Below are 13,203 nucleotides of genomic sequence, written 5' to 3' on the forward strand. Positions count from 1 at the left end.
CCAGCGCTGCGCCACCCGGGCAGCGCGCTATCGATGGGGGTCAGGTCCAGTCGCTGACCACGCCGCCCGCGTCGCCGGCCACCGGGTCAAGCGCCGGATTGGACACGGCCTCGATACGGCGCTGCACGGCGGGCGTATTGTCACCGCTGCGGCAGATGTCCCAGTCGCCCTCGCCGCGCGGGTACCCTGCCGTCAGGGCGAAGTCATTGCTGGCGCTGACGCGACAGTGGCCGGTGCCGGCCGGCAGCACGATCACGTCGCCGGCGCTGACCTCGATATCCTCGCCCTGCTCGCCGCCCAGGCGCAGCGTGGCAGCGCCATCGTACACGCCCAGCACCTCATGCGCCGTACTGTGAAAATGATGGTAGTCGAACACGCCCCCGCGCCACTGCACCGGCCAGCCGTTGTGTTCGAACAGCGCCTCAAGGGTGTCCACCAGCGCACGGCCGTTGTCCGAGGTCACACCGCGATAGAGCAGCACAGGGTAGCGACTGTTGGGAATGTTGCCATCGTCCTGAAAAAAAAGGGTCTGAGGCTTTTTCATGCATCTCTCTAACGGCTTGTTATAAGAAGGTGGCATCGCGAGCAGTACAGCAGGAATTCTGTGCCATTTCGACGGTTTTATTCCCCGAACAATGAAAAAGGCGATTCAGGCAAATTTCACTTATTCAAAAAAAATAAAATACAGAAAAATCTTTAATTCCTGTCCTGGGGGCCTTGTCTACCCATGCGTATATGTTTCTTTTTACGTAATGTTTCCCTGCCTTCCGGCATAGAGCGTGTCACGTCGGTGGTGGCCAACCGGCTGGCAGAAAAGGGAGTCGATGTATCGATTGTCAGCCTTTGGGGAGGTCTGGAACCCTTTTATGAAAAAAACGAAAACGTAAAACTCTATCAACTCTTCCCGGAACAGGTAACCGAAAAAAACAAATCGCTTGCACTGGGTAAACGCCTGGGCCGCTTTCCTGCTGCATCCTGCAGGTTGCGCAGGCTTCTTAAAGAACACCCTCAGGATATTGTGATTGATACGGATTATCTCCTCGGGCAGGTTGCTTTACCTGCACTGGCAGGCCTGCCGACAAGACATGTCCACTGGGAGCACTTCTGTTTCAATCTTGATCTTGGCCGTCCTCACAAACTCATGGGTCGACGTCTGATCGCGCGCCAGACAGACGGAATAATTACCCTGACCGAGCGGGATGCGGGATACTGGCAGCAGGGGGCCCGGCCCAACGGGCCGATTCGTGCCATTCCCAACCCCGTCCCCTTCGACCCTCCCGAGCAACATTACAACCCCGACTCAAAAACGGTACTTGCCGTGGGGCGGCTCAATCACCAGAAGGGATTTGACCGCCTGCTCGAAGCCTGGGCGCAGATCAGGCATCAGACCGGTGCCGACCATGATGAATGGCAGCTTGTCATACTCGGCAGCGGTGAAGAAGACAACGCCCTCAAAGCCAGCATTGCCCGGCTGGCTATCGAACAGAGCGTTACCATGGTGCCTGCCACATCGGATGTGAGCAGCCATTATCACCGGGCCGCCATTCTGGCCATGACGTCACGCTTTGAAGGGTTCCCGATGGTACTGCTGGAAGCTCAGGCCCATCGTCTGCCCATTGTGGCCTTCGATTGCGATACAGGACCGGCTGAAATCATCGAACATGACCAGAGTGGCTATCTTGTCGAACAGGACAATATCGCCGATTTTGCACGACAGCTCGGCAAACTGATGGGCGAAAAGGACAAGCGCATCGAATTTTCGAATCATGCAGCACAGTCCATTCAACGCTTTGACATCGAGCCCATCGCCAACCGCTGGATCAGCTATCTTCAACACGTCCTTGATGTCAGGCAATAGCCCGACAGCACCAGCAGCAATCGCTGATCAACGCACGCGCCCCGTACGGTCATGGGCATGCACGGCGCGCTGGAGCCGCCCCAGATAGCCATCCTCGATACCCAGATCGCGCAGCCCGGCGACCGTATTGTCAAGATATTCAAGACAGCTGCCCAGTACGCCACTGGCCGTGGCGAGCCGGCCCACGATGTCGGCATCCGACAGACCCGGCAGATAGCGCGGATGCTCGGGGTTGGCGATAAAGGCGATGCCCGGCAGTTCGCCCTCCTCGGTGGCCAGCGTCACCCAGCGCGGCACATAGGCGCCGGTGATCATTTCACGCCGCCAGACCAGCAGCAGCTCATGCGTCAGGTGCTGCTCCCTGATGCGCAGCGCCATGCCCTCGCTGTCGCCACCGGGCACCAGCGCCAGCATCAGCCCGGGACATTCGGGCGTGCCGCGGCCATGCTCGAGATTCAGGCAGAAGTCACGATGATACCCCTCCAGGCGCACGCGACGACGCTCCTCGATCTCGATGCACGGATTCCATACCAGCGAGCCGTAGGCGAATAGATAGACGCCGTCGATCTGCTCGGCGCCGGGCGGACGGTGCGCGAGCATCGCGGCAATCGAGTCGCGGAAGGTGTCGTTGGAGACCAGCGTCTCCTGCGGATAATGCTTCTCGTAGTGGGCGCGAAGACGATCGGCTTCGAGCACCTCGCGGGTCATGGCCAGCGGTCTTTCATCGTCCGGCTGTTCATTCATCAGGCGGCCTCGTTCATGACAGTCATCTTATCAAGCCTAACGTGACCGGGCGCCGAACACGACAGCGCCGCAGCGTTTCGACCGATGCGATGGTCAATGGCCCTCTTCCAGCGCCCTGCGAGACGTACCGCAACGCAGGATGGCATGCAGGATGACGGCGCCAAAGGTGGCCGTGCCGATGCCATCAAGGGTGAACTGACCGAGACTGAGCGAGAAGTTGCCGGCGCCCAGCACCAAGGTCACCGCCACCACGATCAGGTTGGCGTTATCGCCCAGATCCACATTGTTTTCGATCCAGATGCGCGCACCGGCCACGGCGATCAGGCCGAAGACCACGATCGAGGTACCGGCCAGCACCGGCTCGGGGATGGTCTGGATGACCGCCCCGAAACGCGGCGAGAAGCCCAGCAGAATCGCAAAACCGGCCGCGGCGACGAAAATCAGCGTCGAGTAGACCCGGGTGACCGCCATCACGCCGATGTTTTCGGCATAGGTCGTCACGCCGGTGCCGCCGGCCGAGCCTGAGAGCATGGTGGCCAGCCCATCGCCCACAAAGGCGCGGCCGATATACGGGTCCAGATTGCGCCGGGTCATCGCCCCGACCGCCTTGATGTGCCCTAGGTTCTCGGCGACCAGAATCACTGCCACCGGCGCGATCAGGACCATCGCATGCGCATTGAATTCGGGCGCCGTGAACGTCGGCAGCCCGAACCAGGCCGCGTTTGAGACCACCGAGAAATCAATCGGCGTGCCCCAGCCCAGGCCGTTGGTGACCACGGCATAGATGATATAGGCCGCCACCAGCCCCACCAGGATCAGCAGCCGCTGCAGCATGCCGCGGGTGAAGACCGCCGCCAATCCCACGCAGAGAATCGTGACCAGCGCCATGACGCTGTCAAAGCTGGAATCGGCCACGCTCGACACCGCCACTGGCGCCAGATTGAGGCCGATGGTCATGACGATCGCCCCGGTCACCACCGGCGGCAGCAGCACCTCGATCCAGCGCGTGCCCAGCGCCATGACCACCAGCCCCACCAGCGCATAGATCGCCCCGCAGACGATGATGCCGCCCAGCGCCAGGCCGATATTGGGGTTGCTACCACTGCCGGCATAGCCGGTGGCGGCAATCACCACGCCGATAAAGGCAAAGCTCGAGCCCAGATAGCTCGGCACGCGCCCGCCCACGACCAGAAAAAACAGCAGCGTGCCGATGCCGGACATCAAAATGGCCAGATTGGGATCAAAGCCCATCAGAAGCGGTGCCAGCACGGTCGAGCCGAACATCGCCACCGCATGCTGAATGCCCATGACCAGCGTCTGGCCGGCGCTCAGGCGCTCATCGGGGGCGACCAGCCCGCCCTTGCCGGCATCGGCCGGGTGCCAGCGTGGAAACCAGGATTGTGCCATTGCTTGTCTACTCCAGCCTTGTCATCAGATGCGATCCGGCGCGCATTCTATCGTCCCGGGCGATTCGATGCGCCCCTTCGTCCCACGAGACACCGAATACCGGTGCAGGCCCGGTCGACTCTCCGGACACCATGCCGGTCGCCTGACATCGAACGCCACGGCGAAGCATTCACTTCATGACACCTGTCGATTTTTTAAACAACGGTATAAAAGGGATCAAAACGGCACGCTGCCCTGCCGCTACCCGCGACAACTTCTGATATCGTGGGGGACTCTACAGGCGATGACGAATGACGTGCCGATGACCGATGACCTGCCACGCCCCGATCACACGGTGTCCGCAACAGGCAAACGCCGCCGCGCCATCAAGCAGCGCCGCGCCGGCATGCGCCAGGCCGCGCTGCACTTTTTCTCCCGCTTTGGCCTGCACGGCACCAGCCTGGATCAGGTGGCCGAGCATGCCGGCGTTTCCAAGACCAACCTGATCTATCATTATCCCACCAAGGAAGCGCTTTACACCGCGGTCCTGCGCGAAACGCTCAATATATGGATCGCGCCCTTTCAGGCGCTGCAGTCCGACGCCGATGCCCTGCCCGCCATTCGCCACTATATTCGGCTCAAGCTGGAGCTCTCGCGCGATCACGCCGAGGCCTCGCGGCTTTACTGTCTGGAGATGGTGCAGGGTGCCCCACTGCTGGGCGACATGCTTCAGGGCAGCGTGCGCACACTGGTGGATGACAAGGCAGGTGTCATCGAGCAGTGGATCGAGCGCGGCGATATCGCCCCGGTCAACGCCTGGCACCTGTTTTATCTGCTGTGGGCCACCACCCAGCACTACGCCGATTTTGCCGTGCAGATCGAGGCCATTTCCGGGCAGACGCTGGACGACCCCGACTTTCTGGACACCGCGGTCGATAATATCCAGGGCATTGTCATGGCCGGCCTGACACCCCGCAAATCCTGACCGGGGTCGATTCGCGACCCGACACGTCCCCTGTCCTGGACTACGCTTGAAACATCAGGTGCCCGGCCGGATGCCGGCGCCCCATTCAATCCGGGACAGGGAGTCGATATGCAACGCCATGATTATCTGATCATCGGGGGCGGCATGGTGGCCGCCAACGCCGTCAACGGCATTCGCGAGCACGACCAGCAGGGCAGCATTGCCATTCTGGGCGCCGAGCCCGACGGCCCCGTCACGCGCCCCGCCCTGTCCAAGAAGCTCTGGACCGACCCCGATTTCACGTATGACAGGATCTGGATGCAGCCGGAGCAGGATGAGCACACCACGCTCTACACCGGTACGCGCGTGCAGAGCATCAATCGCGACGAGAAGAGCGTGACCATCGAAGACGGCGAGGTGCACGGCTACGGCCAACTGCTGCTGGCCACCGGCGGTACGGTGGTGACGCTGGATGACCTGCCGGCAGGCGATCGCGTGCTCTACTTTCGCACCGTGCGCGACTACGATCGCCTGCGCGAACTGGCCGGTGACCAGCGCCATGTCGTGGTGGTGGGCGGCAGCTACATCGGCACCGAGATCGCCGCGGCGCTGGTACAAAACGACACCCGTGTCACGCTGGTCTATCCCGAGGAAGTCCTGGGCGGCAGGATGTTCCCGCCGTCGCTGGCCAGCCGCTACCACCAGACCTATCTGGATCGGGGCGTGAAACTGCTCGGCGGGCGCAGCGTCGAGACCGGTCGGGTCAACGGCGACCACGTGACCCTGACACTGGATGACGACAGCACGCTGGAAGCCGACGCGGTGGTGTTCGGGCTGGGCGTGACGCCCAACGTCGAGATTGCAGAAACCGCCGGCCTCGAGGTGGACGGCGGCGTGGTGGTCAACGAGCGACTGCAGACCGCTGACAAGGCGATCTTCGCCGCCGGTGACGTGGCCTGCTATCCGGACCGCATTCTGGGCCGTCGGCGCATCGAACACGTCGATCACGCCAACCAGTCCGGCATGACCGTGGGCCGTATCATGGCCGGCAGCAGTGACACCTACGACCATACGCCCTATTTCTACTCCACCGTGTTCGACATGGCCTACAAGGCCGTCGGCACCCTCGACAGCTCGCTCGAGACCCTCGAGGACTGGGCCACACCGCAGGAGCAGGGTGTGGTGTATTACCTCAATGAAGGCAAGGTTCAGGGCGTGCTGCAGCTCAACATGGACCCGGACAAGCTCGATGAGGCGCGCGCCGTGCTGGCCGACACCGCCGAACAGAGCGAAGAGACGCTGATCGGGCGCATCGACATCGCCTGACCGGCCATGCCGGTGATCGGTCCATAAAAAACGGGCGCCCCGCTGCCGGGGCGCCCGTTTTCAAAAGGCCTGCCGAATGCCTTAAATGCTGAAGCGGCTGTCCTGAAGCTTGGAGACCACCAGCTTCGAGCGGCGCTCGATCTCTTCGAGCATGCCGGCACACTCGTCGGACATGCCGCTGTCGTTGATCTCGGCCAGCGCCAGCAGCGCCTTGAGCTGGCTGCAGGTGTCTAGCGCCTTGTCCTGGTCACCGTCGTTGTTGCCCATGACATGATCTTCCAGCTCACGCAGATGGTTATTGGCCTGATCCAGAATATTGCGTTCCAGCCTGATCATGTTCGTTACCCCTGGTGTTTCGTTGCGGTGTGTTGCGAGGGACGCCACTGTATAGAATCGAGGGCGCACATACCACCGGCGCAGGGGCAAACGGCACCGGATTCATGACGAAAGGGGGACGCCGGCCCCATCGCCGACGCTCCCTGCACAACAGCACGCTGATCAGACCTGCAGATAGTCCAGCATGCCTTCCGCGGCCTGGCGACCTTCAAACACGGCGGTCACGACCAGATCCGAGCCGCGCACCATGTCGCCGCCGGCGAAGATCTTCTCGTTGCTGGTCTGATAGGCAAAGCGCTTCATCTCCATGTCGCCCTGCTCCGGGGCCAGCACGCGACCGCGATCGTCGATCTCGACGCGCTGGTCGCTGTACCAGTCCACCTCATGAGGCTGGAAGCCAAAGGCCACCACGACCGCCTCGCACTCGATGATCTCCTCGGAGTCCGGCACCACCTCGGCACGCTGGCGGCCATTCTCGTCCGGGTCGCCCATGCGGGTGCGCACCACCTTGATGCCTTCGACCCGGCCGTTTTCACCCAGTACCGCAATGGGCTGACGATTGAAGAGAAACTCGACGCCCTCCTCGCGGGCGTTTTTCACCTCGCGACGCGAGCCGGGCATATTGGCCTCATCACGACGGTAGACGCAGGTCACCTCCTCGGCGCCCTGACGCAGGGCGGTGCGGTTGCAGTCCATCGCCGTATCGCCGCCGCCCAGTACCACGACCCGCTTGCCCTTGAGCGAGACAAAATCCCTGGCCGAGTCCGAAAAGCCCAGATTGTGGTTCACGTTGCCGATCAGATAGTCCAGCGCCTTGTAGACGCCGTCGAGCTGCTCGCCGGGGAAGCCGCCTTCCATGTACTTGTAGGTGCCCATGCCCATGAACACCGCATCATGGGTTTCCAGCAGCTCGTTGATCGAGACGTCGGTACCGATGTTGACGCCGAGACGGAACTCGACGCCCATCTCCTCGAACACCTTGCGACGGCGCTGCATGACGTGCTTTTCGAGCTTGAATTCGGGGATACCGAAGGTCAACAGCCCGCCGATTTCCGGATAGCGGTCATAGACCACCGGTTTGACGCCGTTGCGCACCAGCACATCGGCGCAGCCCAGACCGGCCGGGCCGGCGCCGATCACGGCGACACGCTTGTCGGTCCACTCCACGCCCGCCATGTCGGGGCGCCAGCCCATCGCAAAGGCGGTATCGGTGATGTATTTCTCGATCGAGCCGATGGTCACCGCGCCGAAGCCGTCATTGAGCGTGCAGTCGCCCTCGCACAGACGATCCTGGGGGCAGACACGTCCGCACACTTCCGGCAGCGAGTTGGTGCGGTGCGAAAGCTCCGCGGCTTCCAGAATATTTCCCTCGGTGACCAGCTTCAGCCAGTTGGGAATGTAGTTGTGCACCGGGCACTTCCACTCGCAGTACGGATTGCCGCAGTGCAGGCAGCGGTGCGCCTGGCTTGCGGCGTCGCGCGGGCGATACTCTTCATAGATCTCGCCGAACTCCTGCACGCGCAGGTGCGCTTCCTTTTTCTGCGGGTCCTGGCGACCCACATCGATAAACTGAAAATCGTTGGAGAGCTGTTCTGCCATGTGACATCACTCCTTATTCGGGCCGGCGGCGGGATTCGGCCAGAAGGCTGCCAAGACTTGCGGCCTTGGGCTTCACCAGCCAGAAATAGCGGACAAATTCGGCGAAATCCTCGAGGATCTCCTGACCCCAGGCGGACCCGGTCTCGGACACATACGCCTCGAGGGTTTCACGCAGATAGCGCCGATAGGCTTCCATGTACTCGGTGTTGACGCGCTGAATCTCGACCAGCTCGTGGTTGTAGCTGTCCACGAATTCGCGCTCCAGATCGAGCACGAAGGCAAAACCGCCGGTCATGCCGGCCCCGAAGTTGAGCCCGGTCCGGCCCAGCACGGTCACGACACCGCCGGTCATGTACTCGCAGCAGTGATCGCCGGCGCCCTCGATGACCGCAAAGGCGCCGGAGTTGCGCACCCCGAATCGCTCGCCGGCCGTCCCCGCGGCGTAAAGGGTGCCACCGGTGGCGCCATACAGGCAGGTGTTGCCGATGATCGCCGTATGACGGCTTTCAAAGCGGCTCGCCTTCGGCGGCGTAATCACCAGCCGCCCGCCGTTCATGCCCTTGCCGACGTAGTCGTTGGCATCGCCTTCGAGATACATGTTGAGGCCACGGGCGTTCCACACCCCAAAGCTCTGGCCGGCCACGCCCGTCAGGCGCAGCGTGATGGGGGCATCCTCGAGCCCCGCTTCACCGTAGCGTTTGGCAATGGCCCCGGAGAGCGTCGCGCCGATCGAGCGGTCGCAGTTGGTGGTGGTGAGATGAAACTCGCCGCCACTCTGGTTCTCGAGCGCCTCACGGGTCATCGCCATGATCTCGAGATTCTTCTCGCCGCCGTCGTGGGGGGCGTTGCGCTCCACCTGACAGAACTGCGGCGCGTCATCGGGCACGAAGTCGTTGTGCAACAGCGACTCGAACTCGAGCGCGCGCTGCGAGCGCGTCTCGCCTTCGATCTTCTCGAGCAGGTCGACCCGCCCGATCAGATCGGTCAACTGGCGCACGCCCAGCATCGCCATCAATTCGCGCACTTCCTCGGCAATGAAGCGGAAGTAGTTCTTGACCATGTCCACCGTGCCGCGGAAATGCTCGTCGCGCAGCCCCTGATGCTGGGTGGCCACACCGGTGGCGCAGTTGTTGAGGTGACAGATCCGCAGATACTTGCACCCCAGCGCCACCATCGGCGCGGTGCCAAAGCCGAAGCTTTCGGCGCCCAGAATCGCCGCCTTGATGACATCCAGCCCGGTCTTCAGCCCGCCATCCGTCTGCAGACGAATCCGTCCGCGCATGCCGTTGATGCGCAGCGCCTGATGCACCTCGGGCAGGCCCAGCTCCCAGGGGGAGCCGGCGTGCTTGATGGATGTCAGCGGACTGGCCGCGGTACCGCCGTCATAGCCCGACACAGTGATCAGATCGGCGTAGGCCTTGGCCACACCGGTGGCGATGGTGCCGATGCCGGGCTCGGAGACCAGCTTGACCGACACCTGCCCGTCCGGATTGACCTGCTTGAGATCAAAGATCAGCTGGGCCAGGTCCTCGATGGAGTAGATGTCGTGGTGCGGCGGCGGCGAGATCAGCGTCACGCCGGGCACCGCGTAGCGCAGCCTGGCGATCAGCTCGTTGACCTTGCCGCCGGGCAGCTGACCGCCCTCGCCGGGCTTGGCCCCCTGGGCCACCTTGATCTGCATGACCTCGGCGTTGACCAGATAGGCCGGCGTCACGCCAAAGCGCCCGGAGGCGATCTGCTTGATCTTTGACGAACGGATGGTGCCGTAGCGCGCCGGGTCTTCCCCGCCCTCGCCGGAGTTGGATCGCCCACCCGACTCATTCATCGCCTGAGCGAGTGACTCGTGCGCCTCGGGCGACAGCGCGCCGAGCGACATGCCGGCACTGTCAAAGCGCGGCAGCAGGTTTTCCACCGGCTCGACCTCGTCGATCGAAATCGGCTCGGCGCCGGGTTTCAGTTTGAGCATGTCGCGAATGGTGGCCACCGGGCGCTCGTTGACGAGCTGTGCAAACACCTTCCACTTCTCGAAGCTGCTCTCCTGCACCGCCTCCTGAAGCTTTTTGACCACGTCCGGGTTGTAGGCGTGGTACTCGTGACCGTGCACGTAGCGGTAGATGCCGCCCTGGCGGATCGGCTTGCGCGGCAGCCAGGCATCGCGGGCCAGCATTTCCTGCTGCAGCTGCAGCTCGGCAAAGCCGGTGCCCTCGATGCGCGAGGCCATGCCGTGAAAGCATAGATCCATGATCTCGGACGACAGTCCCACCGCCTCGAACTGCTGCGAGCCGCGATAGGAGGCGATGTGCGAAATGCCCATCTTGGACAGGATCTTGAAAAGCCCCTTCTGCAGACCGCGGCGATAGTTCTCGCGACCGTCCGCCGGATTGCCGGTCAGCTCGCCCGAGCGGTACATGTCCGCCATGGTCTGATAAGCCAGCCACGGATAGACTGCCGTGGCGCCCACGCCGAAAAGTACCGCCATCTGATGCGCGTCACGGGCAAAGCCGGTCTCGACCACAATATTGATTTTCGGGCGCAGCGCCAGACGGCCCAGATGCTGATGTACGGCGCCCACGGCGAGTGCCGGATGGATCGGCAGCTGGCCCTTTTCGAGGCCGTTGTCGGAGAGCACCAGTACCACGCAGCCGGCGCGCGCCTTCTCCTCGGCCTGCTGGCACAGCTGCAGGATGGCTTCTTTCAGGCTCATGGCCTCGCCGTCGTACATCGTCGGCAGGCGGCAGCTGGCGAAGGCCGGGTCCTCGTGCTCGGTCAGCGCGGTGAACTTGCGCGGCGAAAGAATCGGCGTGGTCAGGATCAGGCGATGGGCGTGATCGGGCGTGGCCTTGAAGACACTGCGCTCGGCACCCAGACAGGTCTCCAGCGACATGACGATCGCTTCCCGCAGCGGATCGATGGGCGGATTGGTGACCTGGGCAAACTTCTGCCGGAAGAAGTCACTCAGCAGTCGCGGCTGACGCGACAGCACCGCCATGGGCGTATCGTCGCCCATCGAGCCAACCGCTTCCTGACCGGTTTCGGCCAGCGGCCGCAGCACCTGATCACGCTCCTCGTTGGTAACGAGAAACATCTTCTCCATCGCCAGCAGCTGCTTGTCATCCACCGGCTTGAATTCGGCCAGTTCGGTCAGCGCCGACTCCAGATAGTGGGCGTTGTCCTTGAGCCAGCGCTTGTAGGGGTAAGCCTGCTTGAGACGGTCATCAACATCGGCGGTGTGCAGCACCTCACCGGTATGGGTATCCACCGACAGGATCTGGCCCGGCCCGACGCGGCCCTTGGCCACCACGGATTCGGGCTTGTAGTCCCACACGCCGATTTCGGAGGAGAGCGTGATATAGCCGTTGTCGGTGATGACCCAGCGCGCCGGACGCAGACCGTTACGGTCGAGCATGCACACGGCGTGGCGTCCGTCGGTCAGCACGATACCGGCCGGGCCGTCCCAGGCCTCCATGTGCATGGAGTTGTATTCGTAAAAGGCGCGCAGCTCGCTGTCCATGGTCTCGACGTTCTGCCACGCCGGCGGCACCATCAGGCGCACGGCGCGGTAGAGCTCCATGCCACCGGTCAGCAACAGCTCGAGCATGTTGTCCATGCTGGAGGAGTCGGAGCCGGTGGTATTGACGATCTCCTCGAGGCCTTCGATCTCCTTGAGTCGCTCGGTCGCGAAGTTTCCCTTGCGCGAGTTGGCCCAGCTGCGGTTGGCCTCGATGGTGTTGATCTCACCGTTGTGGGCCAGAAAGCGAAACGGCTGGGCCAGCGGCCAGCGCGGCGCGGTGTTGGTCGAAAAGCGCTGGTGAAAGACGCAGATCGAGGTCTCCAGGCGCTCATCGCCCAGGTCGTGATAGAAGGTCGGCAGGTCCGCCGGCATCATCAGACCCTTGTAGGAGACCACTTTCGAGGAGAGCGAGCAGACGTAGAACTCCTCTTCGCGCTTGAGCTTTTGCTCGGCAAACCGGCGCGCCATGTAGAGATCGACGTTGAAGTCGAGATCGCTGTCGCGCCCTTCGGCCGGAGAGACAAACATCTGGCGGATGCGCGGCATGCAGGACTGCGCCAGCGGTCCGCACACGCTCGAGTCCACCGGCACGTCGCGCCAGCCATGAAAGACCAGACCCCGGGCGGCGAGTTCTTCCTCGACAACGCCTCGCGCCTTCATTTCACGGTCGTCGTCGTCGGGGAAGAACACCACGCCCACGGCGAAGTTATCGTCCAGCTCGGTGTGCAGCGATTCCCGGGCAATATCGCGCATGAAGCCGGTCGGCATGCCCAGCAGCAGGCCGCAGCCATCGCCGGTCCTGCCATCGGCGTTGATGCCGCCGCGGTGGGTCATGCAGGTCAGGGACTCGATGGCAGTCGCCAGCAGGTCATGGCTTGCCTGCCCCTCCATGTGGGCAATCAGGCCAAAACCGCAGTTGTCTCGGAACTCGTCGGGCCGATGAAGACCTCTTGTCATGAACATGCCTCTCCGTAAACGCTAGAAAGCGAAGCATCAAGAAATTGACACGGTTGTAATGGGTCTAAAAGAAGGATACTCTGCCCGGTTGTTCTTGTTTCAGACAGCGCCTTTTGAGCGCCCGAGGTGGGAAAAGAGCTGATTCGAGCATACGATAGTCGCCCTTCGAGGCAAACCCCCTGCCGTTCTCATAATCCCGCAAAAAACCGCTCATTTTCGAAAGGTTACGACACTCTCCCGGTCAAAAAAGACAGCCTTCTCAAGACGTTAGGTCTGCACCCCGATAGCGCCGGCGTGATTTTTTCGCCCCATAAAAGTGCGCATTGCCCCATGCCGTTTGTGCATGACCCATGCCTTTTTTGGTTATGGGGCTGTTGCTGGCCACGCCATGAGCTTCACAAGCCCCGGACGCACGACCAGGGCCACAATCAATATCGTTTAAAAACAGGGCTCAAGACCAGCCGGCCCGAGTGCCCACCAGGGGACCGAGAACGCTCTGATGAAGAGGATTCCGCTGGCTGC

The 13,203-nt window shown here is 62.4% G+C and carries 9 protein-coding genes; 3 read left to right on the forward strand and 6 right to left on the reverse strand.

The features are described from left to right. Positions 1–40: 40 nt before the first annotated feature. Complete coding sequence (locus M1D97_RS12750; protein ID WP_456268103.1) at positions 41–544, reverse strand: cupin domain-containing protein; 504 nt, start codon at positions 542–544, stop codon at positions 41–43. A gap of 183 nt (positions 545–727) precedes the next feature. Between M1D97_RS12750 and M1D97_RS12755 the strand changes: the two genes are divergently transcribed. Next, positions 728–1,858, forward strand: a complete 1,131-nt coding sequence (locus M1D97_RS12755) for a glycosyltransferase family 4 protein (protein WP_456268104.1) — start codon at positions 728–730, stop codon at positions 1,856–1,858. Between the two features lie 27 nt (positions 1,859–1,885). On the opposite strand, the gene M1D97_RS12760 is transcribed toward M1D97_RS12755, so the two are convergent. Continuing rightward, positions 1,886–2,602: a gamma-glutamylcyclotransferase gene (locus tag M1D97_RS12760; RefSeq protein ID WP_456268105.1), complete on the reverse strand. Its 717-nt coding sequence runs from the start codon at positions 2,600–2,602 to the stop codon at positions 1,886–1,888. 93 nt (positions 2,603–2,695) lie between these two features. Next, positions 2,696–4,009 carry a solute carrier family 23 protein gene (locus M1D97_RS12765; RefSeq protein WP_456268106.1) on the reverse strand — a complete coding sequence of 438 codons (1,314 nt, stop codon included), beginning with the start codon at positions 4,007–4,009 and terminating at the stop codon, positions 2,696–2,698. A 283-nt stretch (positions 4,010–4,292) separates the two neighbouring features. Here M1D97_RS12765 and rutR point away from each other — a divergent pair, with 283 nt between their 5' ends. Both rutR and M1D97_RS12775 read left to right on the forward strand, forming a co-directional pair. Then, a complete protein-coding gene (gene rutR, locus M1D97_RS12770; RefSeq protein WP_456268107.1) occupies positions 4,293–4,973 on the forward strand; it encodes an HTH-type transcriptional regulator RutR in 681 nt (226 codons plus the stop codon). Between the two features lie 108 nt (positions 4,974–5,081). After that, complete coding sequence (locus tag M1D97_RS12775; RefSeq protein ID WP_456268108.1) at positions 5,082–6,278, forward strand: NAD(P)/FAD-dependent oxidoreductase; 1,197 nt, start codon at positions 5,082–5,084, stop codon at positions 6,276–6,278. 81 nt (positions 6,279–6,359) lie between these two features. Here M1D97_RS12775 and M1D97_RS12780 read toward each other — a convergent pair whose 3' ends face one another. The 3 genes from M1D97_RS12780 to gltB all read right to left on the reverse strand — a co-directional run bounded on the left by M1D97_RS12780 (position 6,360) and on the right by gltB (position 12,681). Beyond that, the gene (locus tag M1D97_RS12780; RefSeq protein WP_456268109.1) at positions 6,360–6,614 is read right to left on the reverse strand and encodes a hypothetical protein; all 255 of its coding nucleotides are present in this window, start codon (positions 6,612–6,614) and stop codon (positions 6,360–6,362) included. Positions 6,615–6,776: 162 nt separating this feature from the next. After that, positions 6,777–8,213, reverse strand: coding sequence for an FAD-dependent oxidoreductase (locus tag M1D97_RS12785; protein WP_456268110.1), 1,437 nt, complete (start codon positions 8,211–8,213; stop codon positions 6,777–6,779). Between the two features lie 13 nt (positions 8,214–8,226). Further along, positions 8,227–12,681 carry a glutamate synthase large subunit gene (gene gltB, locus M1D97_RS12790; protein WP_456268111.1) on the reverse strand — a complete coding sequence of 1,485 codons (4,455 nt, stop codon included), beginning with the start codon at positions 12,679–12,681 and terminating at the stop codon, positions 8,227–8,229. Positions 12,682–13,203: the final 522 nt, after the last annotated feature.

It is taken from the genome of Kushneria sp. AK178 (assembly GCF_053903105.1).

Coding starts and splice junctions, on each gene's coding strand:
- M1D97_RS12750 (WP_456268103.1), bottom strand. CDS start 544: ATGAAAAAGCCTCAGACCCTTTTTTTTCAGGACGATGGCAACATTCCC.
- M1D97_RS12775 (WP_456268108.1), top strand. CDS start 5,082: ATGCAACGCCATGATTATCTGATCATCGGGGGCGGCATGGTGGCCGCC.
- M1D97_RS12785 (WP_456268110.1), bottom strand. CDS start 8,213: ATGGCAGAACAGCTCTCCAACGATTTTCAGTTTATCGATGTGGGTCGC.
- M1D97_RS12760 (WP_456268105.1), bottom strand. CDS start 2,602: ATGAATGAACAGCCGGACGATGAAAGACCGCTGGCCATGACCCGCGAG.
- M1D97_RS12780 (WP_456268109.1), bottom strand. CDS start 6,614: ATGATCAGGCTGGAACGCAATATTCTGGATCAGGCCAATAACCATCTG.
- M1D97_RS12765 (WP_456268106.1), bottom strand. CDS start 4,009: ATGGCACAATCCTGGTTTCCACGCTGGCACCCGGCCGATGCCGGCAAG.
- rutR (WP_456268107.1), top strand. CDS start 4,293: ATGACGAATGACGTGCCGATGACCGATGACCTGCCACGCCCCGATCAC.
- gltB (WP_456268111.1), bottom strand. CDS start 12,681: ATGACAAGAGGTCTTCATCGGCCCGACGAGTTCCGAGACAACTGCGGT.
- M1D97_RS12755 (WP_456268104.1), top strand. CDS start 728: ATGCGTATATGTTTCTTTTTACGTAATGTTTCCCTGCCTTCCGGCATA.